General features: G+C 60.4%; 14 protein-coding genes and 2 tRNA genes. 5 read left to right on the forward strand and 11 right to left on the reverse strand.

All coding sequences use genetic code 11. The features are described from left to right. Positions 1–175: 175 nt before the first annotated feature. The 11 genes from BLV61_RS12625 to rnr all read right to left on the reverse strand — a co-directional run bounded on the left by BLV61_RS12625 (position 176) and on the right by rnr (position 16,946). Entirely contained in the window at positions 176–1,066 is an 891-nt protein-coding gene (locus tag BLV61_RS12625) for a transglutaminase family protein (RefSeq protein WP_047536795.1), read from the reverse strand. Then, the gene (locus BLV61_RS12630; RefSeq protein WP_090465403.1) at positions 1,066–3,552 is read right to left on the reverse strand and encodes a circularly permuted type 2 ATP-grasp protein; all 2,487 of its coding nucleotides are present in this window, start codon (positions 3,550–3,552) and stop codon (positions 1,066–1,068) included. Before BLV61_RS12630 ends, BLV61_RS12625 begins: the two co-directional genes overlap by 1 nt. 89 nt (positions 3,553–3,641) lie before the next feature. Continuing rightward, positions 3,642–6,914, reverse strand: a complete 3,273-nt coding sequence (locus BLV61_RS12635; protein ID WP_090465408.1) for a transglutaminase family protein — start codon at positions 6,912–6,914, stop codon at positions 3,642–3,644. Positions 6,915–7,134: 220 nt separating this feature from the next. Further along, positions 7,135–9,435, reverse strand: coding sequence for a YgiQ family radical SAM protein (locus BLV61_RS12640; RefSeq protein WP_090465411.1), 2,301 nt, complete (start codon positions 9,433–9,435; stop codon positions 7,135–7,137). Between the two features lie 186 nt (positions 9,436–9,621). Beyond that, complete coding sequence (dnaB, locus tag BLV61_RS12645) at positions 9,622–11,019, reverse strand: replicative DNA helicase (protein ID WP_090465414.1); 1,398 nt, start codon at positions 11,017–11,019, stop codon at positions 9,622–9,624. A 134-nt stretch (positions 11,020–11,153) separates the two neighbouring features. Next, positions 11,154–11,600 (reverse strand): 50S ribosomal protein L9, encoded by a 447-nt coding sequence (gene rplI, locus BLV61_RS12650; protein ID WP_007939577.1) that lies wholly within the window; start codon positions 11,598–11,600, stop codon positions 11,154–11,156. Between the two features lie 19 nt (positions 11,601–11,619). Continuing rightward, positions 11,620–12,513, reverse strand: coding sequence for a YybS family protein (locus BLV61_RS12655; RefSeq protein WP_047536780.1), 894 nt, complete (start codon positions 12,511–12,513; stop codon positions 11,620–11,622). 36 nt (positions 12,514–12,549) lie between these two features. Beyond that, positions 12,550–12,780, reverse strand: a complete 231-nt coding sequence (gene rpsR / locus BLV61_RS12660) for a 30S ribosomal protein S18 (RefSeq protein WP_002551829.1) — start codon at positions 12,778–12,780, stop codon at positions 12,550–12,552. A gap of 28 nt (positions 12,781–12,808) precedes the next feature. Next, on the reverse strand, positions 12,809–13,231 hold the full coding sequence (gene rpsF / locus BLV61_RS12665) for a 30S ribosomal protein S6 (protein WP_008035342.1): 423 nt from the start codon (positions 13,229–13,231) through the stop codon (positions 12,809–12,811). Positions 13,232–13,545: 314 nt separating this feature from the next. After that, positions 13,546–14,313: a 23S rRNA (guanosine(2251)-2'-O)-methyltransferase RlmB gene (gene rlmB / locus BLV61_RS12670; protein WP_090465419.1), complete on the reverse strand. Its 768-nt coding sequence runs from the start codon at positions 14,311–14,313 to the stop codon at positions 13,546–13,548. Continuing rightward, positions 14,310–16,946: a ribonuclease R gene (gene rnr / locus BLV61_RS12675; RefSeq protein ID WP_047536743.1), complete on the reverse strand. Its 2,637-nt coding sequence runs from the start codon at positions 16,944–16,946 to the stop codon at positions 14,310–14,312. The genes rlmB and rnr overlap by 4 nt, the downstream gene beginning before the upstream one ends. 225 nt (positions 16,947–17,171) lie before the next feature. Between rnr and BLV61_RS12680 the strand changes: the two genes are divergently transcribed. From BLV61_RS12680 to BLV61_RS12695, 5 genes are all read left to right on the forward strand, one after another. Beyond that, a tRNA-Leu gene (locus tag BLV61_RS12680) sits at positions 17,172–17,258 on the forward strand. Positions 17,259–17,424: 166 nt separating this feature from the next. Beyond that, positions 17,425–17,511, forward strand: a tRNA-Leu gene (locus BLV61_RS12685). Between the two features lie 22 nt (positions 17,512–17,533). Further along, positions 17,534–17,725: a hypothetical protein gene (locus tag BLV61_RS30895; protein WP_139213628.1), complete on the forward strand. Its 192-nt coding sequence runs from the start codon at positions 17,534–17,536 to the stop codon at positions 17,723–17,725. 61 nt (positions 17,726–17,786) lie between these two features. Further along, the gene (locus BLV61_RS12690; protein ID WP_090465425.1) at positions 17,787–18,797 is read left to right on the forward strand and encodes an iron ABC transporter substrate-binding protein; all 1,011 of its coding nucleotides are present in this window, start codon (positions 17,787–17,789) and stop codon (positions 18,795–18,797) included. Continuing rightward, positions 18,797–20,362 carry an ABC transporter permease gene (locus BLV61_RS12695; protein ID WP_090465428.1) on the forward strand — a complete coding sequence of 522 codons (1,566 nt, stop codon included), beginning with the start codon at positions 18,797–18,799 and terminating at the stop codon, positions 20,360–20,362. Before BLV61_RS12690 ends, BLV61_RS12695 begins: the two co-directional genes overlap by 1 nt. Positions 20,363–20,394: the final 32 nt, after the last annotated feature.

Below are 20,394 nucleotides of genomic sequence, written 5' to 3' on the forward strand. Positions count from 1 at the left end.
CCAGGGCTGGCAGCGTTGCTGCCGGCCCTCACAGACCGATCTGAAACACCCTATCCAGAACAGACCACGCACTAGCTTGCTCGCGATGATCGCCAACGGTGACGCGTTTTTATCTGGATTAACGTGGCACCCGTTGGCCCATCGCGAGCAGGCTCGCTCCTACAGTTGATCTTCATTATTCCAAAGGCATCACCGTGACACGCACTTCCGGGTCATGGTTTCCTCCGCCCAGAATCACCCCGCGCAATGGCGAGACATCGGAAAAATCCCGGCCCCAGGCCAGCGTGATGTGCTCCAGCGCCGGTTGCACGTTGTTGGTCGGGTCAAAATCTACCCAACCCAGCACCGGGCAAAACACCGAAACCCAGGCATGGGAGGCATCGGCGCCGATCAGTCGTGGCTGGCCCGGTGGCGGTTGTGTCAGCAGGTAGCCACTGATGTACCGCGCGGCCAATCCACGGGAACGCACGCAAGCGAGCATCAGGTGGGCGAAGTCCTGACAGACACCCCGCCGACGTTCCAGCACTTCCACCAGGGGCGTCGCCACTTGCGTCGCTTCGGCGTCGAAGGTGAACTCACTGAAGATTTTCTCCATCAGGGCCTGAACCCCCAGCAGCAATGGCCGCCCCGGAGGAAAACAACTCTGTGAGAACTCGACGAAGTTGCGCTTGAGATGCACGTAGGGTGATTCGAACCGGTAGCGGCAGGCGTCCAGGATTTGTGGGGACAGTGGCTGGCTGCTGTAGGTCAGCGCATTGCGGGTGTCTTCCCAGGCCGGAGACTGATTGAAATCCAGCACCGGCCGGGGCAGCACTTCGATCATAAGGCTCGCATTGACCAGCAATTCATCATGGGGACGTTCGAACGCCAGCCGGGTCAACGGATTGCCGAACACATCCAGCTCATCACGGCGCGAGGTCGGTTCCGGGCTGATCTGCAATTGCTGTGCGGTACAGCGCTGCCAGGCACAGGGGCGCGGCCACAGGTGCGCCAGTTGCTGGGCCAGGGATACCGGGCTGTCGTAGTGATAATGGGTGTCGTGCAAGATCTGGTAATGGGCACTCATCAGACGGACACCGTGCGTTGGCTGACATCATCGACATGGGCGAAATGGCGCAAGGCCAGGCGATCCGACACTTGCCCGCTGGCATCGGCGATTTCTTGCAGCAGATCGGCCAGCCCCTCGACGGCCGCGCGCACGCTGGCGGCGCCAAACAACGGGTTTTCCAGGCAACCCAGATCGAAGCGCCCCAGGCGTTCCACCAACTGGGGCAGACCGGCTTCACGGGGCACGCCGAAATCGTCGTTCAGGCGTTTGAGCGTGCGGGTCACCAGTTTCAGCTGGAACAGCACGGCATGAGGGTTCTGTTCGTCGAGCAGCAACAGGTCGAGCACCGGAATCAATTGCGCCACCGCCAGGTAACGCGAACGGTAGGTAATGCTGCTGTTGCCCAGTTCCAGCAGCCATTCCAGCCCCGCCTGATCGAAGGCCCCGGCGCCACGCAGGAACGCCGCCAGGCTGCCACTGAGAAATTGCAGGCGCTCGATCCGCCGGCCGATCATCAAAAAGCGCCAGCCTTCGTCGCGGGTCATGTCGTCCAGTGCAAACCCTGACAATGCCGCCAGGGACATCACCAGTCGGTTGAGAAAATCCAGCAACTCACCGAAGTCCGGCTCTTCGGTTTCCAGCTCCATGGCTTCGCGCTGCAATTCCACCAGCGCCTGCCAGTTTTCCCGCGAGAGCTTGCCACGCACCTGCGAGGCCGCCCATTGCAAACGTTGCAGGTTGGAACGCAGGCTGAAGGGCCAGTCATCGCCCAGTATCGCGGCCAGCAAGCGCTCAGGCAGTTCGCCTTCTTCGGGCAGCAATATCAGGCGCTCCCCGAGATCGACCGCCGCGTCCAGCGCCTGCGGGTCATCGCCGTCGACATAGCGCGCCAGCATGATCCGCAACAACCGCGCACTGTCATCGCAGCGCTCGCAGTAGCGGCCGAACCAGAACAGGTTTTCCACCACCCGCGACGGCAGATACGGATCGCGGCGCACCAAATCATGTACGCTGATGTTGCGTTGGGCTTTCCATTGCTCGCCGCTCGGCGGCCGGTCGCCCAGGACCCAAGTGTCCTTGCTCGCCCCGCCGCGCTGCATCGACACCACTTCAGCGTCCGCCTCGGCGGCGACGCGGGTCAAACCACCGGGCAGGACTCGGTAACCATCGCGACTGGCCACGGCGTACACACGCATGCCAATGGCCCGGGGTTGCAGTTGACCGTCCTCGGCCTGCCAGATGGGCGCCTGGGAGAGTTGAGCCAGTTCTTGCGCAACATAAGCGTAAGGACGCGCCTGCATGCGCTCAGCGAGCGATTGCCGCTGTTTTTCGCTCAAATCACGGCCAAATACCGGTGCAAAGCTCTGGGACGGAAATGCCGGTTTGATCAGCAATTCCGGCAATTTTTCCAGGGCCTGTGCCAGCACGGGCGCTTCGCCGCACCACCAAGTGGCGATGGACGGCAAAATCAGCTCTTCACCAAACAGGAACTGATTGATCTTCGGCAGGAACCCCAACAGTCCCGGCGATTCGAGTACGCCGCTGCCCAGGGCGTTGGCCACCAACACCCGCCCCTGCCGCACGGCCTCAAGCAAGCCCGGCACACCCAGAGCCGAATCGGTACGCAGCTCCAGCGGATCGCAGAAGTCGTCGTCGAGCCGGCGCATGATCGCGTGGACCCGGCGCAGGCCACTGAGGGTTTTCAGGTAGACCGTGGCGTCGCGCACGGTCAGGTCGCCGCCCTCCACCAGCGGGTAACCGAGCTGACGCGCCAGGTACAGGTGTTCGAAATAGCTTTCGTTGAATCGCCCCGGCGTCAGCAGCACCACCAGCGGCACCTCTTCATCGCTCGGTGCCTGGCGCGCCAGGGTTTCCTGGAGCGTGCGGAAGAACCCGGCCAGGTGCTGCACCTTCAAATCGCGGTACAACTCGGGAAAGGCGCGGGACACGATGGTGCGGTTTTCCAGCGCGTAACCGGCCCCGGACGGTGCTTGCGTGCGGTCTGCCGTCACCCACCAGCGACCATCGGGGGTGCGCGCCAGATCCACGGCATACAAATGCAGAAAGGCCCCTTCAGGCGGATTGATACCCTGACAGGGCCAGAGGAAGTTGTTGTGGCCGAATACCAGCTCCGCCGGCAGCAAGCCTTCGGCGATCAGGCGTTGCGGGCCGTACAGGTCGGCCAGCACGGCATTGAGCAATCGGGCGCGCTGGGCGATGCCGGCCGACAGCTGTTCCCATTCATCGGCGGCAATCACATGGGGCAGCAGGTCCAGCTCCCAGGGACGATCGGCGCCCTTGGGGTCGGCGTAAACGTTATAGGTGACACCGTTTTCATGAATCTGCCGGGCCAGCAGTGCCTGGCGCTGCACCAGTTGCGCAGGCGTGCTGCGCTGCAATTGGTCGAACAGCCGGCGCCAGTGCGCACGCACGGCGCCGCTGTCGTCGAGCAGTTCATGATAAGTGCCCGCCGTCAGCGGGTAGCGGTCAAGCAGGTCAGGCATTGGAAAGCTCGGCAGACAGCAGGGAAAGGTCAGACTAACGCAGGCTCATGACGCCCGGATAGACGAAACATCCGGGCGTCGCGTACGGTTTAGAAACGTCGTAAATCGAGCGTCATCGGCAGTTCGTCGTTAATTTCCAGAATCGGCACAGGAAGTTTCCCGGGGGTGTGTCCGATCCGGAAGAAGCGCGCCATCCGGCGGCTCTCGGCCTCGTTGGCATTGACCGGCAAGCTGTCGTAGTTGCGCCCGCCCGGATGGGCCACGTGATACTGGCAACCGCCCAGCGAACGCCCCATCCAGGTGTCGAGCAGATCGAACACCAGCGGCGCATGCACGGGAATGGTCGGTTGCAGGCAGTTGGCCGGTTGCCATGCACGGAAACGCACCCCGGCGACAAACTCGCCGACGCGCCCGGTGGGCTGCAGCGGCACCGGGATACCGTTGCAGGTCAGTAAATAGCGCTGCGGCGGCAACCCGTTGAGTTTGACCTGCAGACGCTCCAGGGACGAATCCACGTAGCGCACCGTGCCACCGACCGCGCCCTCCTCGCCCAGTACATGCCACGGCTCAAGTGCCTGGCGCAGTTCCAGCGCAATGCCACTGACGGCGTAATCGCCGACCTTGGGAAAGCGGAACTCCAGATGCGCCGCAAACCACTCGGCCCGCAGCGGATAACCGGCGGCGTTGAGGTCGACAATGACGTCGGCGAAATCCTGCTCGATAAAGTGCGGCAACAGGAACCGGTCGTGCAGCTCCGTGCCCCAGCGCGCCAGTTTCGGCGGTGCATAAGGCTCGCGCCAGAAACGTGCGACCAGCGCCCGCAGCAGCAGCTGTTGAGCCAGGCTCATGCGTGCGTGAGGCGGCATTTCAAAGGCACGCAACTCAAGCAATCCCAAGCGACCCGTTGCACCGTCCGGCGAGTAAAGCTTGTCGATGCAGAACTCGGCGCGGTGAGTGTTGCCCGTCACGTCGATCAACAGATTGCGCAGCAACCGGTCGACCAGCCACGGCGCGCATTCCTCGCCGGGTTGCGGCATCTGGGCAAAGGCGATTTCCAGCTCATACAGGGCATCGTTGCGCGCTTCATCGACCCGTGGCGCCTGCGATGTCGGGCCGATGAACAGCCCGGAAAACAGATAGGACAAGGACGGGTGGTTATGCCAGTAGCTGATCAGGCTGCGCAGAAGATCCGGACGCCGCAGGAACGGTGAGTCGGCCGGTGTCGCGCCACCCAGTACGAAGTGGTTACCGCCACCGGTGCCGGTGTGGCGGCCATCGATCATAAATTTCTCGGTGGTGAGCCGGGTTTGCCGCGCCTGCTCGTAAAGGAATTCAGTGCGTTCGACCAATTCATCCCAGGTGGCGGACGGCTGCACGTTGACCTCGATCACCCCCGGGTCCGGCGTGATGCGGAAGTTGCTCAAACGCGGATCGCTCGGCGGTTCATAGCCTTCCAGCAATACCGGGCAATGCAGCTCTTCAGCGGTGGCTTCAATCGCAGCGACCAGTTCGAGGTAGTCCTCAACCCGCTCCAGCGGCGGCATGAACAGGTACAACCGACCTTCCCGCGCCTCGGCGCAGAAGGCGGTGCGGGTCAGCCAGTCGGCGGATTCGTCGATTTTCGGCGCACGATCGGCCACAACGGCAGGGCCCTGGCTTTGCAATTGAGCGGTGTCAGGCAATGCCGGGAAATCCTGGTTCGGGTCCTGCGGATGAATGAACGGGTATTCCGCGGCTTTCACCCAGGGCTGCGAGCCGAGGGGCAAGCGATAGCCCAGCGGTGAATCCCCTGGCACCAGGCGACAGTGCTCGTCGCGCAGGTACCAGCGTCCGCTCTGCCACTGATCGCCCTTGGCGGTCCGCGCCAGCGGCAAGACCTGGCCAATCACCTTATCCAGGCCCTGGCTGAAGACTTTACGCAGTCGCGCACGCTCCAGCGGTTCCTCGAGACGTGAATCTTCGGCGCTGACGTTCTGCGGCAATGTGCCTTCGCGCCAGAGGTAATAGAAATTGTCTTCGTAGGCGGGGAACACAAAACGTGTCGGAATTTTCAGGCGTTCGGCGACACTTGCCAGGAATCGCCCGGCCAGTTCGCCATCGGCGCCATAGTCTTGCTGCTCGTCGGCGATCAGCGCGGGGTTGTGCCAGATCGGCACCCCATCGCGGCGCCAGTAGCCATTGAGCGACCAGCGCGGCAATTGCTCGCCGGGGTACCACTTGCCCTGGCCGAAGTGCACCAGACCTTTGGGCGCGTAGTGCTGACGCATGCGCTGGAACAGTTCGGCAGACAGGCGACGTTTGTCCGGCCCCAGCGCCGCGGTGTTCCACTCGGCACCGTCCGGGTCATCGATGGAGACGAACGTCGGCTCGCCGCCCATGGTCAGGCGGACATCGCCTTCCAGCAGGTCGGCATCGATCTGCCGGCCCAGGCTCTGAATCGCCAGCCACTGCTCTTCGGTGTAGGGCTTTGTGACCCGAGGCGCCTCCCAAATCCGCTCCACGGACATTTCGTGGCTGAATTGACACTCGCACGGTTCCACCAGGCCACTGATCGGTGCCGCGGAGGACGGATCGGGACTACAAGCCAACGGAATATGGCCTTCACCGGCAAACAGCCCCGAGGTCGCATCCAGGCCGATCCAGCCGGCGCCAGGCAGATACACCTCGCACCAGGCGTGCAGGTCTGTGAAATCCACATCCGTGCCCGAGGGACCGTCCAGGCTTTTGACGTCGGCCGTCAGCTGGATCAGGTAGCCGGAGACAAAACGCGCGGCCAGTCCGAGGTTACGCAGCAGTTGCACCAGCAACCACGCGGAATCGCGGCAAGACCCGGAGGCGTGTTCAAGGGTGTGCTCGGGCGTTTGCACGCCCGGTTCCATGCGGATCAGGTAGCCGATGTCTTCGCTCAGTCGCTGATTGAGCGCGACGAGGAAATCCACAGCGGGTAACGGTGTGCGGTCGATGCCCTCCAGGTACGCCTTGAACTTCGGCGTCAGCGGCAAGGTTTCCAGGTAGGGAGCCAGCTCCTTGCGCTCATCGGCGGCATAGGTGAACGGAATTTTTTCCGCGTAGGGCTCAAGGAAGAAATCGAACGGATTGAACACCGCCATTTCCGCCACCAGGTCGACTTCGATCCGCAGCTCATCGGTTTTTTCCGGAAACACCAACCGCGCCAGGTAATTGCCCTGGGGGTCCTGCTGCCAGTTGATGAAGTGTTGCTCGGGCGAAACCTTCAGCGCATAGGACAGAATCCGCGTGCGACTGTGGGCGGCCGGACGCAGGCGAACGATCTGCGGACCGAGCTCAACGGCACGGTCGTAGCGGTAATGCGTAATGTGATGCAATGCGACATGAATCGACACGGCGTGCCTCCTGCGAGCCCTAAGCGTATGTGAAAGCGCGCAAGACTTATGCCACCCAGCAGTGCTGGCGCTTTCTCCGGTTACTGGAGGCAGTACAGCACCAAAATCGGGCGAGGCGGGGAATTGGTTTGGCGACGCTGCACATATTTGTGGCGTTACGCGGCCCGGAAATGCAAAACGCCAACCCGAAGGTTGGCGTTTTGTTCAGCCCAAGCGCGGTTTAGCGCGGTACGACCGGCTTACGAGCCGGTTTCGGCCCTTTGCCTTTGGCCGCATCCTTGCGCTCCTTGGCCGCCTGCTGGTTACGGGCGAATGCCGCAGCCTTGGCTTGTTCACGCTTGTCCCACGGGTTACCGCCGTCGCTGGCGCGTGGTGGCAGGCCGGTGTGCTGGGTCAGGATCTTGGTCGTTTCCTTGGCCACTTTATGGCTGCCGGCCGGCGTCGAGTTCTTGCGACGGGCACTCTGGTAGCTGTCGGTGGACGGCTGGTGCAACGGGATCAACTGGTTCTTGCCCGGCCCGATCAGGTCGCTGCGGCCCATGCGGATCAATGCTTCACGCAGCATCGGCCAGCCTTTCGGGTCGTGATAACGCAAGAACGCCTTGTGCAGACGGCGCTGCTCTTCGCTCTTGACGATGGTCACCGCGTCACTCTTGTAGGTGACCTTGCGCAGCGGGTTCTTGCCCGAGTGGTACATCGCGGTGGCGGTGGCCATCGGCGACGGGTAGAACGCCTGCACCTGGTCGGCACGGAAACCGTTGCCCTTGAGCCACAGGGCCAGGTTCATCATGTCTTCGTCAGTGGTGCCTGGGTGGGCAGCGATGAAGTACGGAATCAGGTACTGCTCTTTGCCGGCTTCCTTGGAGTACTTCTCGAACATGCGCTTGAACTTGTCATAGCTGCCGATGCCCGGTTTCATCATCTGGTTGAGCGGACCTTCCTCGGTGTGTTCCGGGGCGATCTTCAGGTAACCGCCAACGTGGTGGGTCACTAGCTCTTTGACGTATTCCGGCGACTCGACCGCGAGGTCGTAACGCAGGCCGGAAGCGATCAGGATCTTCTTCACACCCGGCAAGGCACGGGCACTGCGATATAGCTGAATCAGCGACGAGTGATCGGTGTTCAGGTTCGGGCAGATACCCGGGAACACGCACGACGGCTTGCGGCACGCGGATTCGATTTCCGGCGTTTTGCAGGCGATGCGGTACATGTTCGCGGTCGGGCCGCCAAGGTCGGAGATGACGCCGGTAAAACCTGGAACCTTGTCGCGGATCTCTTCGATTTCGCGAATGATCGACTCTTCGGAACGGTTCTGGATGATCCGGCCTTCATGCTCGGTGATCGAGCAGAAGGTGCAGCCGCCGAAGCAGCCACGCATGATATTCACCGAGAAGCGGATCATGTCGTAGGCCGGAATCTTTTCCTTGCCGTACGCCGGGTGCGGAACGCGCGCATAGGGCATGCCGAACACGTAGTCCATTTCTTCGGTGGTCATCGGAATCGGTGGCGGATTGAACCAGACGTCGACTTCGCCGTGCTTCTGGACCAGTGCGCGGGCGTTGCCCGGGTTGGTTTCCAGGTGCAGCACGCGGTTGGCGTGAGCGTAAAGCACCGCGTCGTTACGGACCTTTTCCACCGACGGCAGACGGATCACGGTCTTGTCGCGGGTCATTTTCGGGCTGGCCAGGATCTGCACGACCTTGGCTTCCTGCGGATCTTCAACCTGACCTTTTTCCTGCTCGATGGCGCAGGCCTGAGTGTCCTGGGTGTTGACGTACGGGTTGATGATCTTGTCGACCTTGCCCGGACGGTCAATACGCGTGGAGTCGACTTCGTACCAGTCTTTCGGCGTGTCGCGACGGATGAACGCGGTGCCGCGCACGTCGGTGATGTCTTCGATCTTGTGACCGTAGGACAGGCGCTGGGCGACTTCGACGATCGCACGCTCGGCGTTGCCGTAGAGCAGGATGTCGGCGCAGGCGTCGATCAGGATCGAGTTGCGAACGCGGTCTTGCCAGTAATCGTAGTGAGCGATACGGCGCAGGGACGCTTCGATGCCACCGAGCACGATCGGCACATTCTTGTAGGCTTCCTTGCAGCGCTGGCTGTAAACCAGGCTCGCGCGGTCCGGCCGCTTGCCCGCCAGGCCACCCGGCGTGTAAGCGTCATCGGAACGGATTTTTTTGTCGGCGGTGTAGCGGTTGATCATCGAGTCCATGTTGCCGGCCGCGACACCGAAAAACAGGTTCGGCTCGCCGAGCTTCATGAAGTCGTCTTTGGACTGCCAGTTTGGCTGGGCAATGATCCCGACGCGGAAGCCCTGGGACTCCAGCAGCCGGCCGATGATCGCCATGCCGAACGACGGGTGATCGACATAGGCATCACCGGTGACGATGATGATGTCGCAGGAATCCCAGCCAAGCTGATCCATCTCCTCCCTGCTCATCGGCAGGAATGGCGCTGGCCCGAAACATTCGGCCCAGTACTTGGGATAGTCAAATAACGGCTTGGCTGCTTGCATGTCGATAACCGGTGTTGGCTTTCATTGAATTTCGCGGGCGCGGAATATAGCACAAATTTTGACCAATTCCGACGGCTATGGTCGGAAATTGCGGCGACCCTATCGCGAGCAAGCTCGCTCCCACAGCTTCGACCTGCCCTGCGGGAGCGAGCGTGCTCGCGATGGCGTCAGCTCAGACGCTATAAATCATTCGTCATCATCGAAGTTATAGCTACCCGGTGCCAGGTTCTCGAACCGGGTGTACTTGCCGATGAATGCCAGGCGGATAAAGCCGATCGGCCCGTTCCGCTGCTTGCCGATGATGATTTCGGCGATGCCTTTGTGCTCGGTTTCCGGGTGGTACACCTCGTCGCGATACACGAACATGATGACGTCGGCGTCCTGCTCGATCGCTCCGGATTCCCGCAAGTCGGAGTTCACCGGGCGCTTGTTCGGCCGCTGTTCCAGGGAACGGTTGAGCTGGGACAACGCCACCACCGGGCAGTTGAATTCCTTGGCCAGCGCCTTCAGGGACCGGGAGATCTCGGAAATCTCGTTGGTCCGGTTGTCGCCGCTGGAACCGGGGATCTGCATCAGTTGCAGGTAGTCGATCATGATCAGGCCGACTTCACCGTGCTCACGCACCAGACGCCGGGTCCGGGCGCGCATTTCAGACGGGCTGATGCCGGCGGTATCGTCGATGAACAGCTTGCGGTCGTTGAGCAGGTTGACCGCCGAGGTCAGGCGCGGCCAATCGTCGTCTTCCAGCTGGCCGGAACGGACCTTGGTCTGGTCGATGCGTCCCAGGGACGACAACATACGCATGATCAGCGATTCACCTGGCATCTCCAGCGAGTAAACCAGAACCGCTTTCTCGCTGCGCAGCACGGCGTTTTCCACCAGGTTCATCGCAAAGGTGGTTTTACCCATGGATGGACGGCCGGCAACGATGATCAGGTCGGCCGGTTGCAGACCGCTGGTTTTCTCGTCGAGGTCGGTGTAGCCGGTGGACAGGCCGGTGATGGCGTTGTCGGTGTTGAACAGGGTGTCGATGCGGTCGATGGCCTTGGTCAGCAGGTCATTCACGCCCACCGGGCCACCGGTTTTCGGCCGGGCCTCGGCAATCTGGAAGATCTGCCGCTCGGCTTCGTCGAGAATCTCGGCGGCGGTACGGCCTTCCGGGTTGAACGCGCTGTCGGCGATTTCGGTGCTGATGCCGATCAATTGGCGCAAGGTGGCCCGCTCACGAACGATCTGCGCATAGGCCTTGATGTTGGCGACGGACGGCGTGTTTTTCGCCAGTTCGCCGAGATACCCAAGGCCGCCGACTTGCGAAGTCTGACCTTCCTTGTCCAATTGCTCGGCCAGGGTCACGACGTCGATCGGCGAGTTCTGATCGGCCAGTTTGGCGATCGCACGGAAGATCAGGCGGTGGTCATGTCGATAGAAATCACCGTCGGAGACTTGATCGAGGACGCGTTCCCAGGCGTTGTTGTCCAGCATCAGACCACCGAGTACAGCCTGTTCGGCTTCGATGGAATGCGGCGGCACTTTCAGCGCGGCGGTTTGCAGATCGTATTGCTCGGGAGCGGAAATTTCGTTCATGGCCACTTGGTATTTTTTGGAGAAGCAGGGGTTAAAAAACGGAACTGCCAGAAAGACAAAGGGCACGACCTGTAAACAGGATCGTGCCCGATGTTACCGGCAAGCACCCGAGGGTGCCAGCCGACAAGTGCTGCTTAAGCTGCTACCACGACAACGCGTACGGTGGCTTCAACTTCGGCGTGCAGGTGCACGGCTACGTCGAATTCACCTACGTTGCGGATGGTGCCGTTCGGCAGACGAACTTCGCTTTTTGCAACTTCAACGCCAGAGGCGGTCAGTGCATCAGCGATGTCGTGAGTACCGATCGAACCGAACAGCTTGCCTTCGTCACCAGCGGTGGCAGTGATAGTCACTTCCAGCTCAGCCAGTTGGGCAGCGCGGCTTTCAGCCGATGCTTTACGGTCTGCTGCAGCTTTTTCCAGCTCAGCGCGACGCTCTTCGAACGCAGCCAGGTTGGCTGGGGTCGCAGCGGTAGCTTTGCCGTAAGGCAGCAGGTAGTTACGACCGTAACCAGCCTTAACGTTCACTTTGTCACCCAGGTTGCCCAGGTTGGTGACTTTTTCCAGAAGGATCAGTTGCATGTGAAAATCCTCTTAACTTTTAACCTTCACCGTTCGCGTTATCGGCGTCTTTCGGCGCCAGACGACCGCGAAAATCAATCAGGCTGTCGACGATGGCCAGGACCACCAGCAACGGATAGATCAGCTGCATGAACAGCAACAGCGTGACGTACAACCCCACCAGCCAGAATCTGGCCAGTCGCTTTTGCGCCACCAGCCCGTGAATCAGGGCCAGCCCGGCGAAAACCAGCGGTACGCTGCACAACGGCACGAGCATGGACATCTGGACACCGAAGTTCGGTGTCACAACCATGCCGGCCAGCAGCAACATCGCGGGACCCAGCGGGATTCGAATGGCGCGAAACTCGCGACCGAAACCACCCGGGTTGTACAACAACGCCTGCCAGTAGCGCCCGACAATCAGGCTCAGCACACTGACGATTTGCAACAAAGCCGCAATCAGGCCGGTCAGGATTGGTGCAATCAGGGACGCGAAACGCGCTTGCTCGTCTACCGACATCTTCTGGTAGACCTCACCGAGTAGCGACGGCATGACTTTTATCAAAGCCTGCGCCAGCATCTCGATCTGAGGACCAAAAGCCGTCCCCAGCACCACTGAAAACACCACTCCCATCGCTATGCTGACCAGCAGCACGCGGTTCCAGGACTCGCTTGCGCGCAAAACCAACGCAAGGCTCGCAGACCCCAGCAGCACCAGAAGTGCCCGTGGATCGTCGAATTTCAGCCACCAGATCAACGCCGGCAGCAGCCCCAGAGCAAGAACGCCCAAGGCGTCCCTCAATCCGCGCCGCAGGAGCACAAGGCATCCGGCGGCAGCACCCAACCAATACAACAACGGCAATGCCGCGCATCCGGCCACTACCAGAGTGGCCTGCATACGGCCCCGCATGATGAACTCAGCTAAGGCACGCATACATTCAATCCTTTGCTACGTGTCGACTGCCCGGTCTCAGCGGCCGTGGCTGTCGGTGTAGGCCAGCAGGGCCAGGAAGCGGGCGCGCTTGATAGCGGTGGCCAGCTGACGCTGATAACGAGCTTTGGTACCGGTGATGCGGCTTGGAACGATTTTGCCGGTCTCGGATACATAAGCTTTCAGAGTGTTGAGATCTTTGTAATCGATCTCTTTCACGTCTTCAGCGGTGAAGCGGCAGAATTTACGACGACGGAAGAAACGTGCCATGTAATTGGCTCCTCAAAAGGTCCGTGGATTACTCGTCAGCGTTATCGCTGTTGTCGCTGTCATCACCATCAACGCCTTCAGCGTCGGAGTGCTCAGGACGGTCGCGACGCTCACGGCGCTCACTGCGGTTTTCTTCAGCCTTGAGCATCTCGGATTGGCCGGTAACGGCTTCTTCGCGACGGATGACCAGGTTACGGATCACTGCATCGTTGTAGCGGAAGTTGTCTTCCAGCTCGGCCAGGGCCTTGCCAGTGCACTCAACGTTCAGCATCACGTAGTGAGCCTTGTGAACATTGTTGATTGCGTAGGCCAGTTGACGACGGCCCCAATCTTCCAGACGGTGGATTTTGCCGCCGTCTTCTTCGATCAGCTTGGTGTAACGCTCAACCATGCCGCCGACTTGCTCGCTTTGATCCGGGTGGACCAAAAAGATGATTTCGTAATGACGCATGAATGCTCCTTACGGGTTGTAGCCTGCCGCTCAAAAGCGGTCAGACAAGGAGTGAATGACACTTATGGACTTGTGGACGCTAGACACATGCGTGCCTGCCATCGCAGCAAGGGGCGCAATTGTAGAGAAGGGGCGAGAGAGGCGCAAGGTAATTGGTGATTATTTGAACAGTTCGTTTGCCCGCCATTTTTTGGCTGGCCAGAAACCATTGTGGGAGCGAGCGTGCTCGCGATGAGGACACAACATTCAACATTGATGCCGAATGTTACACCGCTATCGCGAGCAGGCTCGCCCCCACAGGGATTGCAGCCGGATCAGGCCTTCTTGGCGGCAACCGCAGCCTTGACGCGGCGCTGACGCTGCGCCTCGAACAGACATACGCCCGTCGCCACGGAAACGTTGAGACTGCTGACGCTACCGGCCATCGGCAAATTGACCAGGTAGTCGCAATGCTCGCGGGTCAGGCGGCGCATGCCTTTGCCTTCGGCACCCATGATCAGGATGGTGGGACCGGTCAGGTCCTGGTCATACAGACTGACTTCGGCCTCCCCCGCCGTACCGACAACCCACAAGCCACGCTGCTGGAGTTTCTCCAGGGTGCGCGCCAGGTTAGTCACGGCGACCAGCGGAATCACTTCCGCAGCACCGCAGGCGATTTTTCGCACAACCGGCGTCAGGGTCGCCGACTTGTCCTTCGGAACAATCACCGCCAGCGCGCCCGCCGCATCGGCGGAACGCAGGCAGGCACCCAGGTTGTGCGGATCGGTTACACCGTCGAGGACCAACAGCAACGGCGCACCTTCGGTACGGTCGAGCAGTTCGTCGAGCATCGCTTCGCCCCAGACCTGGCTCGGGCTCACGTCCGCGACTACACCCTGGTGCACACCTTCGACCCAAGCGTCCATTTCACGGCGCTCAGCCTGGCCGACCTGGACACGATTCTCGTTGGCCAGCTCGATCAACGTCTGTACGCGCGGATCACTGCGACCTTCGGCCAGCCAGATCTGCTTGACGCGTTTCGGGTGATGACGCAGCAATGCTTCTACAGCATGCACGCCGTAGATTTTTTCCAACTGACTCATGGCTTGGCCTTAGGTTTACGCGCCCCGCCACTTTTGGCTGGGGCCGAGCCCGCTTTTGGCGGGCCTTTACGATGTTTGCTCGGTTTGGCAGGCTTGCCGCCGACGGCCTTTTCAGGCGTCGACCTTCCGGTCTTTCCCGCAGACGCCGCTTTACCGCCGCTTTTCGCATCGGCCAGCAAGGCCTGCTTCATTTCACGGCTTTTGCGTACTTCGGCGTTTTTCGCCGCCGCATCGCTTGGGCGATAGGCCTCTACAACCTTTTCTCTGGCAGGACGACGACCGGTTTTCTCCGGCACCGGCTCTGCGGCTGTTTTTGCAGCAGATGCCGCTGGCGCCGCAGTTTCAGTACCGCGTTTTTTACGACCGATCGGCGCGCTGATGGTTTTTTCGGCCATCTCGAAGTCGATCTTGCGTTCGTCGAGATCGACGCGCATGACCCGCACTTCAACAGTGTCGCCCAAACGGAAGCTGCGACCGGTACGCTCACCGGCGAGGCGGTGATGCACAGGGTCGAAGTGGTAGTAATCGCCCGGCAACGCGGTGACGTGCACCAGGCCTTCGACGTAGATATCGGTCAGTTCGACGAACAGACCAAAGCCGGTTACGGCGGTGATCACACCCGGGAACGATTCGCCCACACGGTCTTTCATGAACTCGCACTTGAGCCAGTTGACCACGTCGCGGGTCGCTTCGTCGGCACGGCGCTCGCTCATCGAGCACTGCTCGCCGAGTTGCTCCAGGGCCGCTTCGTCGTACGGATAGATACGCGCCTTCGGAATGGTCATCGCGCCAGCACGGCGAACGTGCGGGGTGTCCTGCTTCGAATGGATGACGCTGCGGATTGCCCGGTGAGTCAGCAAGTCCGGGTAGCGGCGGATCGGCGAGGTGAAGTGGGTGTAAGCCTCGTAATTCAGACCGAAGTGGCCCTGGTTATCAGCGCTATACACCGCCTGGCTCAACGACCGCAGCATGACGGTCTGGATCAGGTGGAAATCCGGACGATCCTTGATACCGGCCAGCAGTGCCTGGTAATCCTTCGGCGACGGGCCGTCCTTGCCTTTGTGCAGGGACAGGCCGAGCTCACCCAGGAAGGCGCGCAGTTTTTCCAGGCGCTCCGGTGGCGGACCATCGTGGACGCGATACAGCGCCGGGATTTCGTGTTTTTTCAGGAATTCGGCAGTGGCCACGTTGGCCGCCAGCATACATTCCTCGATCAGCTTGTGGGCATCGTTGCGCACGGTCGGGCGAATTTCCGCGATCTTGCGCTCGGAGCCGAAGATGATCCGGGTTTCCTGGGTTTCAAAATCGATCGCGCCACGCACATGACGGGCCGCCAGCAACACCTTGTACAGCGAGTACAGCTGCTTGAGGTGCGGCACGACATCGGTGTACTCGCCACGCAGCTTGCGCGCTTCGGTGGCTTTCGGCGTTTCGAGCATGGCGCTGACTTTGTTGTAAGTCAGGCGTGCATGGGAGTGGATCACCGCTTCGTAGAAGCAGTAGTCGGTCATTTCGCCGGTTTTGGAGATGGTCATCTCGCAAACCATGGCCAGACGATCGACCTGCGGGTTCAGCGAGCACAGACCGTTGGACAGCTGCTCAGGCAGCATCGGGATCACGCGCTCGGGGAAGTACACCGAGTTGCCGCGCACCTGGGCTTCAGCGTCCAGCGCCGAACCGAGCTTCACGTAGCTGGATACGTCGGCAATCGCCACGTACAACTTCCAGCCACCCGAGAACAGGCGCAACTTGCCCTTACGGGCTTCGCAATAGACCGCGTCATCGAAGTCACGGGCATCTTCGCCGTCGATGGTGACGAACGGCAGATGACGCAGATCGATGCGCTTCTCTTTGTCTTTCTCTTCGACTTCGGGCTTGAGCTTGGCCGCTTCCTTGAGCACCGCCTCAGGCCAGACGTGAGGAATGTCGTATGTGCGCAGGGCGACGTCGATTTCCATGCCCGGCGCCATGTAGTTACCCACGACTTCAACCACATCGCCCTGAGGCTGGAAGCGTGGCGTCGGCCAGTGAGTGATCTTCACTTCGACGAACTGACCGATCTGGGCGTTGGCGTTGCGACCCGGCGTCACCAGCACTTCTTGCTGGATCTTCGGATTGTCGGCAACCACGAAACCGATACCGCCCTCTTCGAAATAGCGCCCGACGATAGTCTCGTGAGCACGGGAGACCACTTCGACGATCATGCCTTCGCGGCGACCGCGACGGTCGAGGCCGGACACCCGCGCCAGGGCACGGTCGCCATCGAACACCAGACGCATTTGCGCCGGGCTCATGAACAGGTCGTCACTGCCATCGTCCGGTACCAGGAAACCGAAGCCGTCACGGTGACCGCTGATGCGGCCCAGGATCAGGTCGAGCTTGTCTACCGGTGCATAAGTGCCACGACGGGTATAGATGAGTTGAGCATCGCGCTCCATCGCGCGCAGACGGCGGCGCAGGGCTTCGATCTGGTCCTCTGTGGTCAGACCAAACTCTTCGACCAACTGCTCGCGGTTAGCAGGCGAACCTCGATCAGCAAGGTGCTGAAGGATCAGTTCGCGGCTAGGAATAGGGTTTTCATATTTTTCCGCTTCACGAGCGGCCTCGGGATCGAGGGACTGCCAATCGGCCATTAGAGAGTTTTCACCTTGTCTATATACGGGTTAGTTTGGCATAGGCGTAATGAAACGGGAAATTTCAAGCTATGACGGCCCTTCTAAAGCCTTTTATCGACGTCACAAAGCTGATTTGAAGACCGCTGGTGAAATTTTTCAGGTTTTTTTGATGTCGGGGGTTTACAGTTAAAAAGACGCTCCGTATAGTGCGCGCCATCGACGACGGACAACGTTGCCGATACTGCCCAGATGGTGAAATTGGTAGACACGCCAGCTTCAGGTGCTGGTGGCCTTACGGCCGTGGAAGTTCGAGTCTTCTTCTGGGCACCAAATTCGAGTTTGAGATTAGTTCAATTTCAAGACTCACACAAAAACCCGCGAAAGCGGGTTTTTGCATTTCAGACCGTTGATTTATTTATTTTAAATCAGGGGTTTACAGATCAAATCGCGCTCCGTATAGTGCGCCACATCAACAGCGGCAACGCTGAAGATGAATGCCCAGATGGTGAAATTGGTAGACACGCCAGCTTCAGGTGCTGGTGGCCTTACGGCCGTGGAAGTTCGAGTCTTCTTCTGGGCACCAATTCAAATTCAAGGTTACGGCCTTGGATTTCACAGAAACCCGCGAAAGCGGGTTTTTGCGTTTCTGGCTTTCAAAAAATCAACACTCCCTCGTAGGAGCGAGCCTGCTCGAGATGGATGTTAACGAAAACGCGGGGCAACTGAAGCACCGCGTTGTCCTGTCGTTTTTCGCGAGCAAGCACGCCCCGCCACAAGAATCAGCAGTGCGCATTTGAGAAACAATATCGTTTATCATTGTTGCAAGTTTTTGCAATGCGACAGTGAGGAACCCTGCGAATGATGTTTCGAAATACCCTGCGCCGCGGCCTGACCCTCAGCCTGCTCGGCCTGGCGCTCGCCACGCCCCTCACCCAAGCCGCCAACCCGGTTTCCCTGACCCTCTATAACGGGCAACACAAGGAAGTCGGCGATGCCCTCGCCAAAGCCTTCGAAACCCGGACCGGCATTCACGTCAACGTGCGCAAAGGCAGCAGCAACCAGCTCGCCAGCCAGGTCGTCGAAGAAGGTGATCGCTCCCCCGCCGACGTGATCTACACCGAAGAATCACCGCCACTGAACAAACTCGGCGAACAAGGCCTGCTGGCTCAGACCGACCCAGCCACGCTCGCCGTGCTGCCCAAAGAGTATGTCGCCGGCAATGGCACCTGGATCGGCATCACCGCCCGGGTCCGGGTCGTCGCGTACAACCCGAAACTGATTGATGAAAAAGACCTGCCCAAGTCAGTGATGGGCTTCTCCGACCCGAAATGGCAAGGCAAGGTCGGCTTCGTGCCCTCCAGCGGCGCGTTTCAGGAGCAAGCGGTTGCGATCATCAAGGTTCACGGCATGGACGCCGCCGAAGAGTGGCTGACTGGCCTGCGCGCATTCGGCAAGACTTACAGCAACAACATGGTCGCGCTTAAAGCAGTAGAAAACGGCGAAGTCGCCACGGTACTGGTCAACAATTACTACTGGTTCGCCTTGCAGCGCGAAAAAGGCCAGCTCGACTCGAAACTGCACTACTTCACCGGAGGCGACGTCGGTGGGTTGATCACGGTGTCCAGCGCCGCTGTACTGAAATCCAGCAAGCATCCAAAAGAAGCCCAGCAATTGCTCGCCTACATGGCCAGCGAAGAAGGGCAGCGCGTGATCACCCAGACCACCGCCGAATACCCGCTGCACAAAGGCATGGAGTCCGATCGCGGCCTCAAGCCATTCAGCGAACTGGAGGCACCGAAAGTCACTCCGGCCGATCTCGGTAACGCCGAAGAAGCCCTGGACCTGGAACGCGACGTTGGCCTGAACTGATGAGCGCATCGCTTTCCGCTTGCGCCATGCGCAGTGCTTACAGACCTCGACGCAAGTGGCCTTCAATCTGGTTGCTGCTACCGGTCATGGTGCTGGTTGTGCTCAGCCTGTTGCCGCTGGCCTATGTCGGGCTAAAGGCCTGGCAAGCAGGATGGGCCGAAGCAGTGCATTTGCTGTGGCGGCCCTACGTGTTCGGCCTGCTGCGCAACACCCTCGCGCTGATGCTCGGCGTGACGCTGGCCTGTTGCGTGATCGGCCTGTCGCTGGCCTGGCTGCTGGAGCGCAGCAATCTGCCGGGGCGGCGACTGTGGGGCGTGATTCTGTGTTTGCCCTTCGCCGTTCCGGCGTTTGTCAGCAGCTTCACCTGGGTTTCGCTGAGCGCCCATTTCGAAGGGCTGGGCGGGGCGATCCTGGTGATGACACTGTCCAAATACCCGCTGATATTTCTGCCCGTGGCGGCGACTCTGCGCAACCTCGATCCCTGCCTGGAAGAGTCCGCCCGCACCCTGGGGCAAAATCGCTGGGGCGTGTTCCTCAAGATTACCCTCCCCCTGCTCTGGCCATCGCTGCTGGCCGGCTCATTGCTGATCGCCCTGCACATGCTGGTGGAATTTGGCGCACTGTCGATCATTGGCCTGCAAACCTTCACCACCGCGATCTATCAACAGTTCGAGCTGGAATTCAGCAACGCCAATGCAGCGATGCTCTCGGCGATATTGCTGGCGTTGTGCCTCGCACTGCTATGGCTGGAGCTGCGCGTGCGCGGCAAGGGCCGGCATGTGCGTACCGGCCAAGGCGCGGCACGACAGGCGGCACAGGTTCTTCTCGGTCCTTGGACGATGGCCGGGCAACTTTACTGCGCGTTGCTCGCGATCATTGGCAGCGGCATTCCATTGGGCATGCTCGGGTACTGGCTGGCCGTGGGCTCCTCGGCGGCATTCCCGGCGGCGGCCATTGGCGAGGCATTGTTTTCATCCCTGGCGCTGTCGTTGGGTGGCGCAGCGCTGTGCCTGGTGCTGGCGGTGCCAGTGGGCTTGCTGGTGGTGCGCTATAAAGGCCAATTGGCTATCTGGGCCGAACGCCTGCCCTATCTGCTGCATGCATTGCCTGGCTTGGTGATCGCGCTGGCCCTGGTGTATTTCGCCCTGCACTATGTGCCGATGCTGTATCAGACTTCGGCGCTGTTGCTGATCGCTTATGCGCTGCTGTTTCTGCCCTTGGCTCAGGCGCCGATTCGTACGGCACTGAACAAGGCAGCTCCACAACTGGAAGAGGCGGCACGCACGCTGGGATCGTCGTCATTCAGTGCGTTTTGCCGGGTGACCCTGCCGATCATCTTTCCAGCGCTGGGCGCGGCTTTTGCGCTGGTATTCCTTGATGCGATGAAGGAGCTGACGGCGACGTTGTTATTGAGTCCAACCGGGCTCAACACACTGGCAACGGAAGTCTGGGCGCATACCGCGAACGTGGAATTTGCGGCGGCGGCGCCTTATGCGGCGTTATTGATATTGGTGTCGGGGCTACCCGTTTATTTATTAACAACCCGGATGTACTTGACCCGCTGATCAAGCAAAAGATCGCAGCCGCCCAAGGCTGC

This window comes from Pseudomonas mohnii (assembly GCF_900105115.1).
Lineage (GTDB): Bacteria > Pseudomonadota > Gammaproteobacteria > Pseudomonadales > Pseudomonadaceae > Aquipseudomonas > Aquipseudomonas mohnii.

Bases quoted from the DNA above. Each gene is read 5' to 3' on its own strand.
- BLV61_RS12625 (WP_047536795.1), bottom strand. From the start codon at position 1,066: ATGAGTGCCCATTACCAGATCTTGCACGACACCCATTATCACTACGAC.
- BLV61_RS12630 (WP_090465403.1), bottom strand. From the start codon at position 3,552: ATGCCTGACCTGCTTGACCGCTACCCGCTGACGGCGGGCACTTATCAT.
- BLV61_RS12640 (WP_090465411.1), bottom strand. From the start codon at position 9,435: ATGCAAGCAGCCAAGCCGTTATTTGACTATCCCAAGTACTGGGCCGAA.
- dnaB (WP_090465414.1), bottom strand. From the start codon at position 11,019: ATGAACGAAATTTCCGCTCCCGAGCAATACGATCTGCAAACCGCCGCG.
- rplI (WP_007939577.1), bottom strand. From the start codon at position 11,600: ATGCAACTGATCCTTCTGGAAAAAGTCACCAACCTGGGCAACCTGGGT.
- BLV61_RS12655 (WP_047536780.1), bottom strand. From the start codon at position 12,513: ATGCGTGCCTTAGCTGAGTTCATCATGCGGGGCCGTATGCAGGCCACT.
- rpsR (WP_002551829.1), bottom strand. From the start codon at position 12,780: ATGGCACGTTTCTTCCGTCGTCGTAAATTCTGCCGCTTCACCGCTGAA.
- rpsF (WP_008035342.1), bottom strand. From the start codon at position 13,231: ATGCGTCATTACGAAATCATCTTTTTGGTCCACCCGGATCAAAGCGAG.
- rlmB (WP_090465419.1), bottom strand. From the start codon at position 14,313: ATGAGTCAGTTGGAAAAAATCTACGGCGTGCATGCTGTAGAAGCATTG.
- rnr (WP_047536743.1), bottom strand. From the start codon at position 16,946: ATGGCCGATTGGCAGTCCCTCGATCCCGAGGCCGCTCGTGAAGCGGAA.
- BLV61_RS12690 (WP_090465425.1), top strand. From the start codon at position 17,787: ATGATGTTTCGAAATACCCTGCGCCGCGGCCTGACCCTCAGCCTGCTC.
- BLV61_RS12695 (WP_090465428.1), top strand. From the start codon at position 18,797: ATGAGCGCATCGCTTTCCGCTTGCGCCATGCGCAGTGCTTACAGACCT.